This is a genomic window from Pseudomonas sp. NyZ480 (genome assembly GCF_029537255.1).
Taxonomy (GTDB): Bacteria; Pseudomonadota; Gammaproteobacteria; order Pseudomonadales; family Pseudomonadaceae; genus Aquipseudomonas; species Aquipseudomonas taiwanensis.
The window spans coordinates 1231290-1249243 of sequence record NZ_CP120626.1; the positions used below are offsets into that span (position 1 = coordinate 1231290).

At 61.3% G+C, this 17954-nt stretch carries 16 protein-coding genes; 6 read left to right on the forward strand and 10 right to left on the reverse strand.

Annotation, left to right across the window (positions count from 1 at the left end):
* Positions 1-43: 43 nt before the first annotated feature.
* From P3R38_RS05555 to pdxH, 3 genes are all read left to right on the forward strand, one after another.
* Positions 44-1189 carry an EstA family serine hydrolase gene (locus P3R38_RS05555; protein WP_023379067.1) on the forward strand — a complete coding sequence of 382 codons (1146 nt, stop codon included), beginning with the start codon at positions 44-46 and terminating at the stop codon, positions 1187-1189.
* 99 nt (positions 1190-1288) lie between these two features.
* On the forward strand, positions 1289-2278 hold the full coding sequence (locus P3R38_RS05560; RefSeq protein WP_023379069.1) for an OmpA family protein: 990 nt from the start codon (positions 1289-1291) through the stop codon (positions 2276-2278).
* A gap of 19 nt (positions 2279-2297) precedes the next feature.
* Positions 2298-2945, forward strand: a complete 648-nt coding sequence (gene pdxH / locus P3R38_RS05565; protein ID WP_023379070.1) for a pyridoxamine 5'-phosphate oxidase — start codon at positions 2298-2300, stop codon at positions 2943-2945.
* A gap of 99 nt (positions 2946-3044) precedes the next feature.
* On the opposite strand, the gene P3R38_RS05570 is transcribed toward pdxH, so the two are convergent.
* Complete coding sequence (locus P3R38_RS05570; protein WP_023379072.1) at positions 3045-3281, reverse strand: hypothetical protein; 237 nt, start codon at positions 3279-3281, stop codon at positions 3045-3047.
* A gap of 148 nt (positions 3282-3429) precedes the next feature.
* Here P3R38_RS05570 and P3R38_RS05575 point away from each other — a divergent pair, with 148 nt between their 5' ends.
* Complete coding sequence (locus P3R38_RS05575) at positions 3430-3894, forward strand: glycine zipper 2TM domain-containing protein (protein ID WP_023379073.1); 465 nt, start codon at positions 3430-3432, stop codon at positions 3892-3894.
* A gap of 92 nt (positions 3895-3986) precedes the next feature.
* Here P3R38_RS05575 and P3R38_RS05580 read toward each other — a convergent pair whose 3' ends face one another.
* The 7 genes from P3R38_RS05580 to P3R38_RS05610 all read right to left on the reverse strand — a co-directional run bounded on the left by P3R38_RS05580 (position 3987) and on the right by P3R38_RS05610 (position 11505).
* On the reverse strand, positions 3987-5594 hold the full coding sequence (locus P3R38_RS05580) for an NAD(P)/FAD-dependent oxidoreductase (protein WP_023379075.1): 1608 nt from the start codon (positions 5592-5594) through the stop codon (positions 3987-3989).
* Between the two features lie 102 nt (positions 5595-5696).
* Positions 5697-6371 (reverse strand): lipoprotein, encoded by a 675-nt coding sequence (locus P3R38_RS05585; RefSeq protein WP_023379077.1) that lies wholly within the window; start codon positions 6369-6371, stop codon positions 5697-5699.
* Between the two features lie 189 nt (positions 6372-6560).
* On the reverse strand, positions 6561-7262 hold the full coding sequence (locus P3R38_RS05590; RefSeq protein WP_023379078.1) for an ABC transporter ATP-binding protein: 702 nt from the start codon (positions 7260-7262) through the stop codon (positions 6561-6563).
* A complete protein-coding gene (gene livG, locus P3R38_RS05595; RefSeq protein ID WP_013973920.1) occupies positions 7263-8030 on the reverse strand; it encodes a high-affinity branched-chain amino acid ABC transporter ATP-binding protein LivG in 768 nt (255 codons plus the stop codon).
* A complete protein-coding gene (locus P3R38_RS05600; RefSeq protein WP_023379079.1) occupies positions 8027-9283 on the reverse strand; it encodes a high-affinity branched-chain amino acid ABC transporter permease LivM in 1257 nt (418 codons plus the stop codon). The genes livG and P3R38_RS05600 overlap by 4 nt, the downstream gene beginning before the upstream one ends.
* Positions 9280-10203, reverse strand: a complete 924-nt coding sequence (livH, locus tag P3R38_RS05605; protein WP_023379080.1) for a high-affinity branched-chain amino acid ABC transporter permease LivH — start codon at positions 10201-10203, stop codon at positions 9280-9282. The genes P3R38_RS05600 and livH overlap by 4 nt, the downstream gene beginning before the upstream one ends.
* 186 nt (positions 10204-10389) lie before the next feature.
* Positions 10390-11505, reverse strand: coding sequence for a branched-chain amino acid ABC transporter substrate-binding protein (locus P3R38_RS05610; RefSeq protein ID WP_277686892.1), 1116 nt, complete (start codon positions 11503-11505; stop codon positions 10390-10392).
* Positions 11506-11865: 360 nt separating this feature from the next.
* Between P3R38_RS05610 and P3R38_RS05615 the strand changes: the two genes are divergently transcribed.
* A complete protein-coding gene (locus P3R38_RS05615; protein WP_023379083.1) occupies positions 11866-12171 on the forward strand; it encodes a DUF2288 domain-containing protein in 306 nt (101 codons plus the stop codon).
* 191 nt (positions 12172-12362) lie between these two features.
* Here the strand turns inward: P3R38_RS05615 and P3R38_RS05620 are convergent, their stop codons facing one another.
* A complete protein-coding gene (locus P3R38_RS05620) occupies positions 12363-14546 on the reverse strand; it encodes a hypothetical protein (protein ID WP_277686893.1) in 2184 nt (727 codons plus the stop codon).
* Positions 14547-14745: 199 nt separating this feature from the next.
* Here P3R38_RS05620 and P3R38_RS05625 point away from each other — a divergent pair, with 199 nt between their 5' ends.
* Complete coding sequence (locus tag P3R38_RS05625) at positions 14746-15633, forward strand: NAD(P)-dependent oxidoreductase (protein ID WP_023379085.1); 888 nt, start codon at positions 14746-14748, stop codon at positions 15631-15633.
* On the opposite strand, the gene P3R38_RS05630 is transcribed toward P3R38_RS05625, so the two are convergent.
* Positions 15533-17797: an EAL domain-containing protein gene (locus tag P3R38_RS05630; RefSeq protein ID WP_027907488.1), complete on the reverse strand. Its 2265-nt coding sequence runs from the start codon at positions 17795-17797 to the stop codon at positions 15533-15535. The genes P3R38_RS05625 and P3R38_RS05630 overlap by 101 nt on opposite strands.
* Positions 17798-17954 lie beyond the last annotated feature (157 nt).

A 17954-nucleotide genomic window follows, 5' to 3' on the forward strand; every position in this document is an offset into this window, starting at 1 on the left:
CAATGCACGCCTTTGACAGCAAGGTCGTACGGAGAACAGGCGGGTGCAGATCCAGGGTCACTATGAGCTGAAGTTCGAGGCAGTGCGGGAAGCATTCGCCGCGTTGTTCGATGATCCCCAGGAGCGCGGCGCTGCGCTGTGCATCCAGGTGGGCGGGGAAACCGTGGTCGACCTGTGGGCGGGCAGCGCCGACAAGGACGGCCAGCAGGCCTGGCATAGCGACACCATTGCCAACCTGTTCTCCTGCACCAAGACCTTCACCGCGGTCACCGCATTGCAGTTGGTGGGGGAGGGCAAGCTTGCCCTGGATGCTCCGGTTTGCCGTTATTGGCCTGAATTCGCCCAGGCGGGCAAGGAATCCGTCACCCTGCGTCAGTTGCTCAGCCACCGTGCTGGTTTGCCGGCCATCCGCGAGCTGCTGCCTGCCGAGGCCCTGTACGACTGGCAAACCATGGTGGATGCCCTGGCAGCAGAGGCACCCTGGTGGACACCGGGCACCGAGCATGGTTACGCCGCCATTACCTTTGGTTGGCTGATCGGCGAGCTCATTCGTCGGGCCGACGGCCGTGGTCCAGGCGAGTCGATCGTTGCCCGCACCGCCCGGCCGCTGGGGCTTGATTTCCATGTCGGCCTGGCCGACGAAGAGTTTCATCGCGTGGCGCATATTGCCCGTGGCAAAGGCAACGCCGGTGACGCCGCCGCCCAACGCTTGCTGCAGGTCACCCTGCGTGAACCAGAAGCGCTGAGCACCCGCGCATTCACCAACCCGCCTGCGATCCTCACCAGCACCAACAAGCCCGAATGGCGGCGCATGCAGCAGCCTGCGGCCAATGGCCATGGCAATGCACGGAGCCTGGCGGGTTTCTATGCCGGCCTGCTGGACGGCAGCCTGCTCGAATCCGAACTGCTCGATGAGCTGACCCGCGAACACAGTTTCGGCCAGGATCGCACCCTGTTGACCCAGACGCGGTTCGGCCTTGGCTGCATGCTCGACCAGCCCGACGTTGCCAATGCCACCTTCGGGCTCGGGGCGCGTGCTTTTGGGCACCCGGGAGCCGGCGGTTCCGTCGGATTTGCCGACCCGGAACATGACGTTGCGTTCGGTTTCGTGGTCAATACCCTGGGTCCATACGTGCTGATGGACCCCCGTGCGCAGAAGTTGGTCAGGGTGCTCGGCAGTTGCCTTTGATCGGGTTGTGCGGGTATTGCACGGTCCCTTTGACTATCCTGAATGCCAACGCCTGAAACGCGTGAGCAAAATTTCTTTTAATTTCATGGTGTATCGCTGATGTCTTCACATAAAACCTTAGCACTCGCCCTGTGCCTGACCGCTGTCACGGGCTGTGCCAGCCATTCCCAGGACGCCTCGAAGGACAGTGGCCATAGCTGGTGGCCCTTCGGTTCGGACAAGGTGGCCGAGCAGGAAGTGAAGGCAGCCGTCACCGATAAAGTGGCCAAGGCCGACGCCAAGTCCGAAAGTGCCAGCCGCTGGTGGTGGCCATTCGGTGGTGACGACAAGCAAGCCAAGGCGTCCGCCGTACCGAAGATCGATCAGAAGGCTACCCAGGCCTGGCTGGACGAGTACGAGCCGAAGGTGCGTGAAGCGATCAAGGGTAGCAAGCTGGAACTGGAGCGCCGTGAGGATGTGCTGGCTGTGACCATTCCGGTGGATGGTTCCTACAACCCTGACCGACCTAACATGTTGCTGCCAATCACCTTGGGCCCTATCACCCGGGTGGCCAAGACGGTCGAGGGCGATACCAAGTCGGCCGTGCTGGTACTGGGTCATGCCGACAACAGTGGTGCAGCCGCTGCCAACCAGAAGCTCAGCCTGGAGCGCGCTGCCTCGGTGTCGGCGATCTTCCGCCTCAGCGGCCTGCAGCGTGACCGCCTGACCCTCAAGGGCATGGGGTCGGTCATGCCGCGCGCCGCCAACGACAGTGCCGAAGGCCGCGCCCTCAACCGCCGTGTGGAAATGCTGCTGACGCCACAGAACACCATGGTTGCGCTGTTGGCCAAGTACCAGCAAGCCGCCCCGGCACAGAGCCCGGCGTCCCTGGTCGCTGTGCAGGACGCCAAGCCAGCCGCTGCCAAGGCCACTGACACCAAACCTGCTGCCAAGACCGCGGCGAAAAAGCCGGCGGCCAAGGCCAAGGCACCTGCAAAGGCACCCGCCAAGGCTACTGCCAAGAAGAAAGCCGCGCCGGCCAAGCCCGTCGCCAAGAAAACCACGGTCGACAAGAAAGTCGCCGCCAACAGCCCTGCGAAGACCAACTGATCGTCAAGGAAACGCAGCCATGACCCAATCCCTGGCCGATATGCGTCGCGACTACACCCGTGATGGCCTGGCCGAAGCCCAGGCACCGGCTGAGCCGTTCGCCCTGTTCCACCAGTGGTTTGCCGACGCGGTGAAGACCGAGCAGCCGCCAGTGGAGGCCAATGCCCTGACTCTGGCCACCGTCGATGGCGAGGGGCGGCCTCATTGCCGCGTTTTGCTGCTCAAGGGCCTCGATGAGCGCGGTTTCACCTTCTTCACCAACTACGACAGCGCCAAGGGCCAGCAACTGCTGGCCAATCCCTTCGCCGCCATGACGTTCTTCTGGCCGGCGCTGGAGCGTCAGGTGCGCATCGAAGGTCGGGTCGAGAAGGTCACGGCCAAGGAGTCGGACGACTACTTCCAAGTGCGTCCGCTGGGCAGCCGCCTGGGAGCGTGGGCTTCCCCGCAGAGTCGGGTGATTGCCGGGCGTGAAGAGTTGGAGGGCCTGGTCAAGGCGACCGAGGCACGGTTCTCCGACACCCAGCCACATTGCCCGGAGCACTGGGGGGGGTATCGCCTGTTGCCGGAGCGCATTGAATTCTGGCAGGGCCGTGCGAGCCGGTTGCACGATCGCCTGAACTACCGTCTGGTCGATGGCCAGTGGCTGCGCGAGCGCCTGGCTCCCTGATAGCGTAGGGGCCGCTGCACGGCCCTTTCGCGTCACGAGGCTGCTCCTGCATGTACCCTGCAGATCGTGTGGGGGCTGGCTTGCCGGCGACGATGCCAGTCAGTTCCCTCGATATTCTTGCGCCTCGCGCGCCAACCAGGCCGCCAACGCCTTGCCCTTGAGCTTCTGCGCCTGGGCCCGTTCGAGGCTCCGCAGCATGAATTCACGCTTTTTTGGGTCCGTTCCCGCCAGTGCCAACGCCAGGTCCCGGTCCATCCAGCGGTGCATGCGTACATACAGCCAGCCGTGGAAGTACAGCCCCGCGAGCGTGGTTACAACGACGATGAAGTAATCCATGGCTATCCTTGGTCTGACTTCAAAAGCCTGCAAAACAGCCGGTTGTGGCTGTACCAGAGCTGAATAAAAGCAATTTTGTTACCTATGTATCGTGACAGCCGTCAAGGCACAGCGTCTAATGGACACCTGACTTATGGAGACTGTACCCATGCGTAAATCTGTTTTGCTGGTGGCGACCTTCACCACCATGTCGCTGTTGCTCGGTGGCTGTGCCTCGAGCCTGACAGGCGACAGCTATTCCCGTGATGAAGCCCGTCGCGTGCAGACCGTGCGCATGGGTACCATCGAATCCCTGCGTCCGGTGAAAATCGAAGGCACCAAGACCCCGATCGGCGGCGGCGCTGGCGCCATCGTCGGTGGTGTCGCCGGTAGTGCCGTTGGTGGTGGCCGTGGCAGCATCGTCGCTGCCGTCATCGGTGCGGTCGCTGGTGGTTTGGCAGGTTCGGCCGCTGAAGAAGGCCTCACCCGTACCCAAGGTGTGGAAATCACCGTACGCGAGGACGACGGCAGCATGCGTGCTTATGTCCAGGCCGTGCAACAGAACGAAATCTTCCGCGTCGGTGATCGCGTGCGCATCATGACCGTCGACGGTACCAGCCGCGTCACCCACTGATCGTAGACGCGACACGAAAAACCCCGAACGGGCATGGCCGGTTCGGGTTTTTTTGTTGGGCGGCGCTAGCGCTATCGCCGGCAAGCCGGCTCTTACAGGCCGAGCATGTCCCGGGCCACTGCCTCGGCGATGCGAATGCCATCGACACCCGCCGACAGGATGCCCCCCGCGTAGCCGGCACCTTCGCCTGCCGGGAACAGCCCCTTTAGGTTCAGGCTCTGGTAATCCGCGCCACGCGTGATGCGCAATGGCGACGAGGTGCGGGTCTCGATACCGGTCAGCACTGCATCGTGCAGGTTGTACCCCTTGATCTGGCGGTCGAACGCGGGCAGGGCTTCGCGGATGGCCTCGATGGCGAAGTCTGGCAGGCTAGGGGCCAGATCGCCGAGGGTGACACCCGGCTTGTAGGATGGCTCGACGCTGCCCAGCGCAGTGGAAGGACGCCCTGCAACGAAGTCGCCCACCAGCTGTGCCGGGGCCTGGTAATTGCTGCCGCCCATCACGTAGGCATGGGCTTCCAGGCGTTCTTGCAACTCGATACCCGCCAGCGGGCCGCCCGGATAGTCGCGCTCCGGGTCAATGCCGACGACAATGCCGGAGTTGGCGTTGCGCTCGTTACGCGAGTACTGGCTCATGCCGTTGGTGACCACACGTCCCGGTTCGCTGGTCGCGGCAACCACGGTGCCGCCCGGGCACATGCAGAAGCTGTAGACCGAGCGACCGTTCTTGGCGTGGTGCACCAGCTTGTAGTCGGCTGCGCCCAGTTTCGGGTGGCCGGCGTACTTGCCCAGCCGCGCTTTGTCGATCAGCGTCTGCGGGTGCTCGATGCGGAAACCAATGGAGAATGGCTTGGCCTCCATGTACACGCCCTTGGCGTGCAGCATCCGGAAGGTGTCGCGGGCACTGTGTCCCAGTGCCAGCACCACATGCCGTGAGTGCAGCTGTTCGCCGTTTTCCAGCACCACACCTGTCAGTTGGCCATCCTCGATCAGCAGGTCGGTGACTTTCTGCTGGAAACGCACCTCGGCACCCAGGGCGATCATGTCCTGGCGCATCTGCTCGACCATGCCGGTCAGGCGGAAGGTACCGATGTGTGGCTTGTTGATGTAGAGGATCTCTTCCGGTGCGCCAGCCTTGACGAACTCTTCCAGCACCTTGCGGCCGTGGTGGTTCGGGTCCTTGATCTGGCTGTACAGCTTGCCGTCGGAGAAGGTGCCGGCGCCGCCTTCGCCGAACTGCACATTGGACTCTGGGTTGAGCACGCTTTTGCGCCACAGGCCCCAGGTGTCCTTGGTACGCTGACGTACTTCCTTGCCGCGTTCGAGGATGATCGGCTTGAAGCCCATCTGCGCCAGCAGCAGGCCGGCAAAGATACCGCACGGGCCGAAACCGACCACGATGGGGCGCTCCTGGAGGCCGGTCGGGGCCTGGCCGACGAACTTGTAGGTAACGTCGGGGGCTACGCCGATGTTGTGGTCGTCGGCGAACTTGCTGAGCAGTTCGGCTTCGTTGCTGGTTTCCAGGTCGATGGTGTAGATGAACAGCATTTCGCTGTTCTTCTTGCGCGCATCGTAGCTGCGTTTGAACAGGGTGAAACCGAGCAGTTGCTCGTCCTCGATGCCCAGGCGCTGGACGATGGCCTCGCGCAGGGCTTCGTCGGGGTGGTCCAGGGGCAGCTTAAGTTCGGTGATTCGTAGCATGGCAGGGTCCAGTATCCCGGCCATGGCGGCCGGCGGCTTTACACAAACCGCCAAGTATAAGCTGTTAGCCGCCCTGACTGGCAGGATAAAAGTGCCCGGCGATCAGTTGTCCCGTGCACCGCCATAGTAGCCGCAGCCTTTGAGGGTCTGGCCGTCGATGTGCAATTCGGCGCGCAAGTGCTGCACGGCGCCGGTGGCCGTATCGACGCAGCGCTGTGGGGCAACCCACAACTCGACGTGCTTGCCGTTGGCTTCGCTGGTCAGGGTCAGGCCGCCGCCGGGCACTTCCTCTTCAAGGAAAGGCAGTGGCAGTGGGTCCTGGCCGACACGGTTGAGCACCATGCCCTTGCCGCTGGCTTTGATGTCCCAGCCCGGCTCGTGGCCGCTGGCACGCAGGGTCAGTTGCTTGAAGTTGGGGTCTTCGCAGGCGCGGGTGGAACCTTCCAGGCGGTACAGTCGGCGTACTTCGAGTTGGCCGTCGTTGTTCGCCTGCTTGCTGCCGGTCAGGCGGCCACGCACATCGGCGAAGAGTTTGTCGTTGGCATCGTCGGCCAGGTTGGCGGCTTCCTGCAGGATACCGGTACCGCCGACGTCGCTGATCACGAAGCGACGGCTCTCACCGCAAGGCTTGAAGAACAACTGGCCGCCACCGGCGCTCAGCTCGCCCTGCATGCGTGTGGTACCGATGTTCGGGTCGCTTGGTTGATGGGCCATGAGCTGGCAGCCGGCGAACAAAGGCAGCAGGCTGGCAAGCAGCAGGGTGGGGGTTATGCGCATGGGGCTGGCTCCGGGAATCTTGCATCAAGAGCTGGCCACGGTACTCAGGCCAAGGGATGTGCACAAGGGGGCTGTGCGATCGCGCTAGCGCTTTAGCAGCCGGCTTGCCGGCGCAAGGCATGCCATGGCGGACTCATCCTATTAGACAGAAAAAAGGGCCCGAAGGCCCTTTCCCGAAGCGGACGTCGATCAGCCTCCAAGGTACGCGTCACGTACCTTAGGGTCGGTCAACAGCGCTTCGCCGGTCCCTTGCATCACGACCCGACCGTTTTCCAGGACGTAGGCTCGGTCAGCAATCTTCAGCGCCTGGTTGGCGTTCTGCTCCACCAGGAACACCGTCACGCCGTCACGGCGCAACTGCTCGATGATGTCGAAGATCTGTTGGATGATGATCGGTGCCAGGCCCAGCGACGGTTCGTCGAGCAGCAGCAACTTGGGCTTGCTCATCAGTGCGCGGCCGATGGCCAGCATCTGCTGCTCACCGCCGGACATGGTGCCGCCACGCTGGATGTAGCGCTCCTTCAGGCGAGGGAACAATTGCAAGACCTTGTCCAATTGCTCCTGATAATCGCCCTTGTTGGTGAAGAAACCGCCCATGGCCAGGTTTTCCTCGACGGTCAGGCGGGCGAACACGCGGCGGCCTTCAGGGACCACGGCGATGCTCTTGCGCATGATGTGCGAGGAGGGCTGCCCGACCAGCTCTTCACCCAGGTACTTGATGCTGCCGCTGTGGGCCTGGGGCGAACCGCACAGGGTCATCAGCAACGTCGACTTGCCGGCGCCGTTGGCACCGATCAGGGTGACGATCTCGCCTTGGTTGATTTCCACGTTGACGCTGTGCAGCGCCTGGATCTTGCCGTAGAAGGTGGAAACGTTTTCGAACTTCAGCATTTACGCTTCCCCCAGGTAGGCTTTGATCACGTCAGGGTTATCGCGGATCTCCTCCGGCGTACCGTGCGCCAGGGGCGTGCCCTGGTTGATCACCACGATATGGTCGGAGATGCTCATCACCAGCTTCATGTCATGCTCGATCAGCAACACGGTGACGTTGTGCGATTCCCGCAGGTAGGCGATCAACGCCTTCAGGTCCTCGGTTTCCTTTGGGTTCAGACCGGCCGCGGGTTCGTCGAGCATGATGATCCGGGGTTGGGTCATCATGCAGCGGGCGATTTCCAGGCGACGCTGCTGGCCGTAGGCGAGGGTTCCGGCGGTACGGTTGGCGAATTCGGTCAGGTTGACCTTTTCCAGCCAGTACTGGGCGCGCTCCATGGCCTCTTTTTCGCTGCGGCGGAAGCTCGGGGTCTTGAACAGGCCGGCGAAGAAGTTGGTGTTGAGGTGGCGGTGCTGGGCGATCAGCAGGTTTTCCAGGGCGGTCATTTCCTTGAACAGACGCACGTTCTGGAAGGTTCGCACCACGCCCTTGCGGGCGATCTGGTGGCCGGCCAGGCCTTGGATCGGCTGTCCATCGAGCAGGATGGTGCCGCCACTTGGCTTATAGAAACCGGTCAGGCAGTTGAACACGGTGGTCTTGCCGGCGCCGTTCGGGCCGATCAGCGCCACCACCTGTTTTTCCTTGACGGTCAGGCCCACGCCGTTGACCGCCAACAAGCCGCCGAAGCGCATGCTCAGGCCGCTGACTTGCAGAATTTCGCGGCTCATCGACGCAGCTCCATATGTGGACGTTGCATAGGCAGCAAGCCTTGCGGACGCCAGATCATCATCAACACCATCAGCGCACCGAACATCAGCATCCGGTATTCGCTGAACTCTCGCATCAGCTCGGGCAGCAGGATCATCACGATGGCCGCGAGGATCACGCCCAGTTGCGAGCCCATGCCGCCGAGCACGACGATGGCGAGGATGATCGCCGATTCGATGAAGGTGAACGACTCAGGCGTCACCAGGCCTTGGCGCGCGGCGAAGAAACTGCCGGCGAAACCTGCGAAGCAGGCGCCCAGGGTAAAGGCCGAGAGCTTGATCACGGTCGGGTTCAGACCCAGGGCACGGCAGGCGATCTCGTCTTCACGCAGCGCTTCCCAGGCACGACCGATCGGCATGCGCAGCAAGCGGTTGATGACGAACAGCGCCAGCAGGGCCAGCAGCAGGGCCACCAGGTACAGGAAGATGACCTTGTTGATCGAGTTGTATTCCAGCCCGAAGAACTCGTGGAAGGTCTGCATTCCTTCGGCGGCACGACGTTCGAAGGTCAGGCCGAAGAACTCCGGCTTGGGGATGTTGCTGATGCCATTCGGGCCGCCGGTCCAGTCGGTGAGGTTACGCAGGAACAGACGGATGATCTCGCCGAAGCCCAGGGTCACGATCGCCAGGTAGTCGCCGCGCAGGCGCAGCACCGGGAAGCCGAGCAGGAAGCCGAAGGTGGCGGCCATCAGGCCGGCGATCGGCAGGCACACCCAGAAGCTCCAGCCCAGGTAGTGCGAGAGCATGGCATAGCTGTATGCGCCAACCGCATAGAAGCCCACGTAGCCCAGGTCGAGCAGGCCTGCCAGACCGACCACGATGTTCAGGCCCAGGCCCAGCAACACGTAGATCAGGATCAGCGTGGCAATGTCGACCGCGCCGCGCGAGCCGAAGAACGGCCACACCAAGGCGGCGACGATCAGGCCCATGATCACGTAGCGCTGGGTCTTGGGCAGGGTCAGGTAGTTGCTGACCGCTGGCGGGATCAAGGCGCGATCCGAGCGACGGCCCATCACAGCATTCCACTGCTTGTCGAACAGCACGCGCAGGAACATCAGCACCGAACACACAGCGATGATGCCGATGGTGAACGAGCCTTGGCTGTGCACCACCAGGCTGATGCCGTCGATGCTCAGTTTCAGGCCAAGCACCGGGAAGGCCACGGCCCATACCAGCAAGGCGCTGAAGAACGCCTGTTTGAGATTTCTGTTCATACTTTTTCAACCTCCGGACGGCCCAGGATGCCGGTCGGCCGGAACAGCAGGACAAGAACCAAAAGGCCGAATGCAACCACGTCCTTGTACTGGTCGCCGAAGATGTCGGCGCCGAACGCTTCGGCCACGCCCAGCACCAGCCCGCCGAGCATGGCGCCCGGAATGCTGCCGATGCCACCCAGTACCGCCGCGGTGAAGGCCTTCAAGCCCACCAGGAAGCCGGCGTTGGGGTTGATAACCCCGTACTGCATGCTCAGCAGCACGGCCGCCACCGCCGCCAGTGCGGCGCCGATGACGAAGGTCAGGGCAATGATGTTGTTGGTGTTGATGCCCAGCAGGTTGGCCATCTTGATGTCCTCGGCGCAGGCGCGGCAGGCGCGGCCCAGGCGGGAGCGGGAGATGAACAGGGTCAGGCAGGTCATGGCCACCAGGGTGACCACGAACACCAGGATCTGCATGTAGGACACCAGGACTTCTTCCGCACCGCCTGGCCCGAAGGAGAAGCTTCCTGGGATCAGGTTAGGGATGGATTTGTCCTTGGAGTCCTGCGAGAGCAAGACAGTGTTCTGCAGGAAAATCGACATGCCGATGGCAGAAATCAGCGGGATCAGACGGTTGCTGTTCCGCAGCGGGCGGTAGGCGACCCGTTCGATGCTGTAGCCATAGGCACTGGTGACGAAGATCGTCGCGACGAAGGCGACGGTCATCAGGATCGGCAGGGAGTGGATACCCATCATGGCCAGACCCGCAAGCGCGATGAAGGCCACGTAGGAACCGATCATGTACACCTCGCCGTGGGCGAAGTTGATCATGCCAATGATGCCGTACACCATCGTGTAACCGATGGCGATCAAGGCATAGGTGCTGCCGATGGTCAATCCATTAACCAGTTGTTGGAAGAAATGGTAGATCTCAGGCATTACAGCGCTCCTAAAAACCTGATTTGCATTTCGCCGGCCGGGTGACAGCCAGGAAACCGCGGGTGACGGTTTTAAGATTTTCAGGTGAACCCGCTGCCGGATCGCGGCAATCAGGCCCATGAACCTCGTAAAACAAAGCCCACTGCTCGCACAGTGGGCTTCTACGGTCAGCTATTAGTCACGCAGTTACTGAGGGGAGACTTCGGTCTTCGGCTTGCCGAAGTGCCATTCGTAGACCACGAATTTGAAGTCTTTCAGGTCGCCTTTCTCGTCGAACGACAGGTCGCCGGTCGGGGTCTTGAAGGTGCCGTTGTGGATGGCAACAGCCACTTTGTCGGTGTCTTCGGACTTGGCCGCCTTGATGCCTTCGGCGATCAGCTCGACGGCCGAGTAGGCCGGGAACACGAACGGGCCGCTTGGGTCTTTGCCGTCGGCCTTGATAGCGTCGACGATGGCCTTGTTCGCCGGGTCGGCATCGAACGATTTCGGCAGGGTGACCAGCAGGCCTTCGGAGGCGTTCTGGGCGATCTGCGAGATCGAGTCATTACCCACGCCCTCTGGACCCATGAACTTGGCTTTCAGGCCTTTTTCCTGGGCTTGACGCAGGATCAGGCCGAGCTCTGGGTGGTAGCCGCCGTAGTAGACGAAGTCGACGTTGTTCTGCTTGAGCTTCTGGATGATCGAGGAGAAGTCCTTGTCACCGGCGTTCAGGCCTTCGAAGACGGCAACCTTGGTGCCTTTCTTCTCAAGGGTCTGCTTGACCGCGGTGGCGATGCCTTCACCGTACTGCTGCTTGTCGTGCAGTACCGCGACGACCTTCGGCTTGACGTGGTCGGCGATGTAGTTGCCGGCCGCCGGGCCCTGGGCACTGTCCAGACCGATGGTGCGGAAGATCAGCTTGTAGCCACGGGCGGTGATTTCCGGCGAAGTGGCGGCCGGGGTGATCATGATCACGCCTTCGTCTTCGTAGATGTCGGACGCAGGCTGGGTGGAGCTGGAGCACAGGTGGCCGATGACGAACTTGACGCCGTCGTTGACCACTTTGTTGGCGACCGCAACGGCCTGTTTAGGGTCGCACGCGTCGTCGTATTCCTTGGCTTCGAGCATCTTGCCATCCACGCCACCCTTGGCGTTGATGTCTTTGATGGCTTGTTTGGCGCCGATGAACTGCATATCGCCGTACTGAGTGACCGGACCGGTCTTGGGGCCAGCGATACCGATCTTGATGGTATCGGCGGCAAACGAATGGCTGGCAACCCCGGCCAGAACCATTGCGGCGAACAGCTTGGAAATCTTGATCATAGTGCTCCACTCATTCTGTTGTAATTCTTATAGTCCTGGCGGCCAGGGCTACAGACCGGGCGGGATTTGCGGTATGGCCACGCCATACTGCATGCCCACCTTCCCCCGGAACATGTCCCGGAACTGTACCGGTACAGTGTAGAGCGCCGTTCGAGCGCTTGAAAAGCGGGCGAATTGCGCCTGTCTCAGGGGTTGTCGCTTGATCGACAGAAAGATATAGAAAAGCGCCATCACTTTGCCTTTATCCCTGGCCCCACCCCACAACTTCGGGGCCAATCGACCAAATTACGTATTTGAAACCGGGTTTTTCTGCAAAAATAGCGGCCTTTTTTATTGGCCGATTGATGCGTGTACAAACCCATGACTGATCAAACAAGCACCCTCTATGCCAAATTGCTCGGCGAGACCGCGACCATCGAGTGGAAAGCCTTGGAGCGTTTTTGGGCCAAGGGTGACCTGATTTGGGTCGACCCCTCCCTGGACCTGATCGCCGTTGCCGAAGCGATGGCCGAGAATCGCAGCGAGATCTTCGCCAAGTGGCGTAGTGATGGCACTGTGGGGCCAGTCACCGCAGAGCAGGCGATGGACCTGCAAAGCCGCGATCCAGAGATCTGGGCGGTAGTGGTTTCGCCGTTCATCGTCATCCAGGTCAAGCAGGCTGAGTAGCTATGCGCTTTTTTGGTGCGTGAAAATGCGCAGCCGTGTCACAACGGTGCGCATTGACGCTCACGTAAGGTGGAAGTTGGTAACAGTGTCGTGTTGATTCGGCGGGGCGGTAACAGTTTACGGGATGCGTAATGTCCCACCGCCGACCAGCCGGCTCCTACCGGGTGCTGTAGGAGCCAGCACGACCGATGTCAGTAATCGACCCGGCCGGTGTGGCTGTTGAGCGAGATCACCCGGGTCTTGCCGATGCGGTGGCGGAAGATCTCGCGCAGGTACTTCACCGCCTTCTTCACGCATTCGCGCGACAGCCTAATGTCATTGATCGACACGAACCGGCTCTTGTCGTTGATCAATTCCCGGTATTTCTTCTCGTACATCGGCTTGATCGCATACCAGTTGGTATCGAGGATCTTCGCCGGGTTCTCGAACTCGTTCAGTAGGTCGTCGATGCGGTCTTCATCGAAGTGCTCGCTGGTGATGAACTCCAGGATGGCGTTGTCCAGGGTGTCGTCGAAACGGTACGGCGTGCGGGCGAAGCAGCGTTTGATGAACGCCACGATCAGGGTCAGGAAGTCATCCGACAGGCACGGGCTCTTGGCGATCAGTGTGGTCAGCGACAGGTTGGCCGAGGCGCCGATGACCAGCGCATAACGCTTGAGCGTGGTGTTGGGGAACAGGCTGTTGAGGTGGGTCTTGAGCCGATTCAGGTCCATGTACGACAGCTTGTAGTCCTTGGGCAGCGACAGGATCGACACCACCGACGAGCAGTTCTTGAAGAAGTGCAGGTCGTGCAGGGCCGCGGCGTCGTAGCCCGAAGCCTGGTATTGCTCCAAGGCTGCCCGGTAGCGACGCGACTCGATCGGCAACAGGCTGATGCCTTCGATTGCCTGGGTCTGCTTGTTGAAGTGCGGCAGGTCGATCGAGCGGAAGAACAGGTCGTCGATGTCCAGGCGCGGCGTTTCGCGCTCGAAGACCTTGAACTTGTCCGAACCCTGGACCGGAATTTCCGGCACCACCGATTCTGCGTAGGCAATGGCCACTGGGCCGGCCAGGCTCATGAACAGGTCGTTGGCGTCCAGGCGGATGGTTTCGCCGATGTCGATGCCGGCGCGACGGAAGTAGTTCTGGTCGTAGTCGGTAGTGACCGCCTGGGCCGTGAGGATGTTGAAGATTTGCTGGGAGATGTACTGGTTGGCGTGCTTCTCCATGGCGTTGACGTCGATGTTGTGGATCGTGCCGTCGTCGCTTTCTTCGGCGTAGCGCATGATGTCGTTCGAGATCAGCATCATTGCGTTCCAGGGGCGAATGCGGCCCATGACGCTGGCTTCGCTGCTGTCCTCGTTGTCGAAGTTGTACGAGAAGTCCCATTCTTCGGACAGGTATTTGCACAGCAGCCGGCCGGCGTTGATGTGCAGCGCTTCGGACATTTCGCTGCGGTGGTCCGAAATGTTTGGCAGCACGCAGATGCCGCTGGTGAAGATCGGCTCGAAGACGAACGAGTGTCCGCTCTTGCCGTCGTTCTCGTCCGCCTGCTTGGTGTCGAAGGTCTTGTTCATGTACGAATACTGCTGGGCCAGGCCGAACTCCGAGGCCATGCCTGAGCCGGTACCGCCGCCAGCGCTGAAGATGTAGAAGTACAGGCGCGACTGGTTGGCCTTGATGCCGCAGGAGTCGATCAGGTACGAGTGGATCAGTTTCCAGTCGGCGCTGGAAAAGCGCTGGGTGTCCTTGTTGAGGATGATCTTGGCCAGGTACTGGCCGAGGATTGGGGCATTACCGGCCCCCCCTGCGTGGACCTCGGACAGGTCCATGATCTTCATCTTGCTGTAGTCGCGCAGGAACTCGCCACGCTCGCCCTTGCGCGAGAAACGAATGCGCCCGGCGATGTCTTTGTCCAGGTCGCCCAGCATCACCAGCGGTTCGACCAGAAACACGGGTTTCGCGCCTTTGTTTTGCACCAGGCGCAGGTTCTGACGAATCCAGCGCGCCGGGCTGTAGCCCGATTCGCCCTTGTTACGGTCCTCGTTGTTGAATTCGTTGAGGAAGAAGGTGCGGGCGTTGTACACCAGTTCGGCAACATCAAGAGCAATGTTCGAGCCGCAGCGGCCCAGGCCGATCAGGCAGACCGAGGGAAACTGCTGTTCCAGACGCAGCTGGCTTTCGTCTTCGATGTGCAGGTTCTGCGGGAACACCAGGTCGCGCAGGCCGTCGAGGTTGTCGAGGATGCGCTGAATATCCTGCTCGGTGAAGTACAGGTACTGCTGTGCTGGCGCGCTGCGCACTGGCAGAGCTTCTCGAGCACCGCTGGCGGTCAGCGAAGTGGAGTGTGTCGTCGACTCGGGGACCGCATTGGCAGAAGTGTTCGTAGAAGTCATAGTGCGCCATTTACCTGAGGTGGTGGGCCCCTGGGTGGGCATGTCATCTAGCCATCACCAGGGTTTCGGCGACTGTAGCAGTGCGCCTTTTTCGGATGCGATAGGGGTTTGCCTTACAGCTTCTAAGGATTTTTTCTATCGCTCCGGCACTGCATCGTCCGATTGTCATGCTTCTTTAATCTTCTGCCAGGAGTCGTTCATGAGTACTGCACTGCCTTCGCTGGGATTCGCCGGAATTGGCCTGATGGGACTGCCAATGTGCCGGCGCCTGCTGGCTGCGGGTTACCCCCTGACCGTGTGGAATCGCAGCCCGGAGAAGTGTGCCGAGCTGGTTGCCGCCGGGGCGAAGCTGGCACATAGCCCAGCAGAACTGAGCCGTGGCAGCGACATGGTGCTGCTTTGCCTGGCCGATACGGCAGTGGTGCGTGAAGTGGTGTTCGGCGAGCAAGGCGTCGTTCACGGAGGGCGCAGCGGGCAATTGCTGATCGACTTCTCCAGTCTTGAACCGACGGCCACTCGCGAAATGGCTGCTGAAGTGGCCGCCCTGTGTGGCATGGCCTGGCTGGATGCGCCGGTATCGGGGGGGACGCCTGGCGCGGAAGCGGGGACCCTGGCGATCATGGTCGGCGGGGAGCCGAGTGATCTTGAGCGCGCTCGACCCATTCTGCTGACCCTGGGCCAGCGAGTCACGCACATGGGGGCAGTGGGAGCGGGGCAGGTGACCAAGGCCTGCAATCAGATGATCGTGGCGTGCAATGCCTTGGTGATTGCCGAAGTGGTGGCATTGGCGGAGCGGTCAGGGGTTGACGCGACCTTGATCGCCGAAGCGCTGGCAGGGGGCTTCGCCGACTCCAAGCCCCTGCAGATCCTGGCGCCGCAAATGGCCGAAAGCCGCTTCGAACCGATCAAGTGGCATGTGCGCACGCTGCTCAAGGACCTCGATGGCGCCGTCAAGTTTTCCCGCGAGCAGGGCTCGGCAACACCCGTTACCGCCCTCGCCGCGCAACTGATGCGCTTGCACGGTAGCCAAGGGAATCTGCAAAAAGATCCGGCGACCCTGGTAGAACTGTATCGTAACAAGGAGTGAGGCGGCTTTCCTGGCGGTCGAGCCGCTCCAGGATCGGCCGCAGGTCCGCCAGCGGCACTGGTCGGCTCAGCAGGTACCCTTGCAGGTAGTCGCAGCCGTGGGTGGCGAGGAATTCGTGTTGTTCGATGGTCTCGACACCCTCGCAGACCACCTGCAGGTGGAGGGTGTGGGCCATGACGATGATCGCCTGGACGATTTCCCGGTCCTTCTGGTTGCCGGGCACGTCCTGGAGAAAACTGCGGTCGATCTTCAGCACATCCAGCGGCAAGCGCTTGAGGTAAGCCAGCGACGAATAGCCGGTGCCGAAGTCATCGATCGACAGGGCAACGCCCTGGGCGCGGATACGCTTGAAAAGCCCTGCAGTGCGCTGGACATCACCCATCAGGGCATTTTCGGTTACCTCGAGTTCCAGTTGGCGCGGCGCAAGCCCAGCTTCCAGCAAGGCCATTTCTACCTCATTGGCCAGCTCTTCGCGGCCTAGGGTCACGGCCGAACAGTTCACCGTAACCTTCAGGCTGGTGTAGCCGTGGCGGTTGAGCTGGGCCAGGTCCTTGCAGGCGTGGTGCAGCACCCACAGGTCAAGGTCGACGATCAGCCCGTTGGCTTCGGCGATGCCGATGAAACGATCGGGGCTTAGCAGGCCGTGTTGCGGGTGTTGCCAGCGTACCAGCGCTTCGAGTTTGGCCACCTGGCCCGTGCGCAGGTCGAAGATGGGCTGGTAATGCACGCACAGTCCGCACTCCTCGAGCAGGGCGATGCGCAGTTCCTCTTCCAGTTGCAGTTCAAGGGTCGCCCGGTTCTTCAGTCCGCTGTTGAAGAAGTGCAGGCTATTGCGTCCGCAGCCCTTGGATTGATAAAGGGCCAGGTCGGCATGCTTGAGCAGTTCTTCAGCGGTTTGGCCATCTTCCGGGAATATGCTGATGCCAATACTGGTGGTCATCACCATGCGCCGGCCGCCCAGGTCGATGGGGTCTTTCATGCGTTGCATGATGCGTTGGGCCAGGTGGCGAGCCTCATCGGGGTTGTTCAGGCTGGTGACCACGCAGAACTCGTCGCCCCCCAGCCGTGCCACCAGGTCCTGACTGCGGGTGGCGGCCTTGATATGGTCGGCGATGACCTTCAGTAGCTCATCGCCCGCATCGTGACCAAGGCTGTCATTGATGCGCTTGAAATGGTCGATGTCGAGGAACATCACCGCCAGGCGACTCTGGCGGTCCTGATGCTCGGCCAGGCGTTCGGCGAACACTTCGTTGAAACCTCGGCGGTTGACCAGATTGGTCAAGGCATCGTAGTGAGCGGCTTGCTGCAGGGAGGCGCGGGCCTGATCGAGCTGGTTGAGCAGGACGCTGTAGCGGCGCAGGTCGTGTTCCTGACGTTGCAGCTTCTTGTCGGCCAGCGCGGCGCTGATGCTGCTGCCACTGATCAGCAAGGTGATCACGGCGATGGTCAGGCCCAGTTGCAGGCTGTTATCACCCGAAGGCAAGCTCAAGGCCGTGTCGGCTGGTATGACCAAGGTCATCGCGGCCATGGCGGTGAAATGCGTGGCGACGATACCGCCCGCCATGACCAGGCTGGCGCCGTATTTCATGGCCAAATGCCAAGTGCCGCTACCGTTGCGGAAGTACCGCGCCAGCAGCAGGGCGGTGAGGCTGGTGAGAAAGGCGATGGCGGTACAGGCCAGCAACAGGTCGGTACGGTAATACTGCTGGGCGCCGGTCTGCAGCGCAGCCATGCCGACGAAGTGCATGAGGATGATGCCCGCGCCAATGAGCAGGGCGCTTTGCAAATAGTTGTGCGCAAGCATTTGTACACGGTTGAGGCTGTACATCGCCAGCCAGGCAACCACCAATGCAATCAAGAGCGAAAGGCCGGTAAGAGAGACGTCATAGTGGACTTCCAGCGGTGCCTGGAAGGCGAGCATGCTGATGAAGTGCATGGCCCAGATACCGCCAGCCAGGCAGAAGGCGCCAAGTGCCCGCCATTGTCGTTGGGCTTTGGCATTTTCGCAGTGACATTGGCGTTCTGCCATGTCCAGGGTGGCGAAACACCCGGCACAGGCCACGGCATAAGCGAGCAGGATCAGTAGCGGCTCATGCCGGCAGTCAATGACAATCTGCCCGTTGATAGGAAGCTCGGAGAACAATTGCAGTCCCAGCCATTCCATAGCATGCCTCTTCGTCGAGTTTTCACTCGTCTCCAAAATGCGGGGTGGAGACTGACCAGAGGAAAGTATAGGAACAGCTATTCAGGCCTTCATGACTAATGGCACTTTGAAAGCAATGATTTCGGCATCGGGCTGATAGCGGAGGGATATAACGACT

What these genes read in the sequence shown, in the direction of transcription:
- livG (WP_013973920.1), bottom strand. Translation starts at nt 8,030, where the DNA reads ATGAGCCGCGAAATTCTGCAAGTCAGCGGCCTGAGCATGCGCTTCGGC.
- P3R38_RS05560 (WP_023379069.1), top strand. Translation starts at nt 1,289, where the DNA reads ATGTCTTCACATAAAACCTTAGCACTCGCCCTGTGCCTGACCGCTGTC.
- pdxH (WP_023379070.1), top strand. Translation starts at nt 2,298, where the DNA reads ATGACCCAATCCCTGGCCGATATGCGTCGCGACTACACCCGTGATGGC.
- livH (WP_023379080.1), bottom strand. Translation starts at nt 10,203, where the DNA reads ATGCCTGAGATCTACCATTTCTTCCAACAACTGGTTAATGGATTGACC.
- P3R38_RS05585 (WP_023379077.1), bottom strand. Translation starts at nt 6,371, where the DNA reads ATGCGCATAACCCCCACCCTGCTGCTTGCCAGCCTGCTGCCTTTGTTC.
- P3R38_RS05610 (WP_277686892.1), bottom strand. Translation starts at nt 11,505, where the DNA reads ATGATCAAGATTTCCAAGCTGTTCGCCGCAATGGTTCTGGCCGGGGTT.
- P3R38_RS05570 (WP_023379072.1), bottom strand. Translation starts at nt 3,281, where the DNA reads ATGGATTACTTCATCGTCGTTGTAACCACGCTCGCGGGGCTGTACTTC.
- P3R38_RS05630 (WP_027907488.1), bottom strand. Translation starts at nt 17,797, where the DNA reads ATGGAATGGCTGGGACTGCAATTGTTCTCCGAGCTTCCTATCAACGGG.
- P3R38_RS05615 (WP_023379083.1), top strand. Translation starts at nt 11,866, where the DNA reads ATGACTGATCAAACAAGCACCCTCTATGCCAAATTGCTCGGCGAGACC.
- P3R38_RS05620 (WP_277686893.1), bottom strand. Translation starts at nt 14,546, where the DNA reads ATGACTTCTACGAACACTTCTGCCAATGCGGTCCCCGAGTCGACGACA.
- P3R38_RS05590 (WP_023379078.1), bottom strand. Translation starts at nt 7,262, where the DNA reads ATGCTGAAGTTCGAAAACGTTTCCACCTTCTACGGCAAGATCCAGGCG.
- P3R38_RS05625 (WP_023379085.1), top strand. Translation starts at nt 14,746, where the DNA reads ATGAGTACTGCACTGCCTTCGCTGGGATTCGCCGGAATTGGCCTGATG.
- P3R38_RS05580 (WP_023379075.1), bottom strand. Translation starts at nt 5,594, where the DNA reads ATGCTACGAATCACCGAACTTAAGCTGCCCCTGGACCACCCCGACGAA.
- P3R38_RS05600 (WP_023379079.1), bottom strand. Translation starts at nt 9,283, where the DNA reads ATGAACAGAAATCTCAAACAGGCGTTCTTCAGCGCCTTGCTGGTATGG.
- P3R38_RS05575 (WP_023379073.1), top strand. Translation starts at nt 3,430, where the DNA reads ATGCGTAAATCTGTTTTGCTGGTGGCGACCTTCACCACCATGTCGCTG.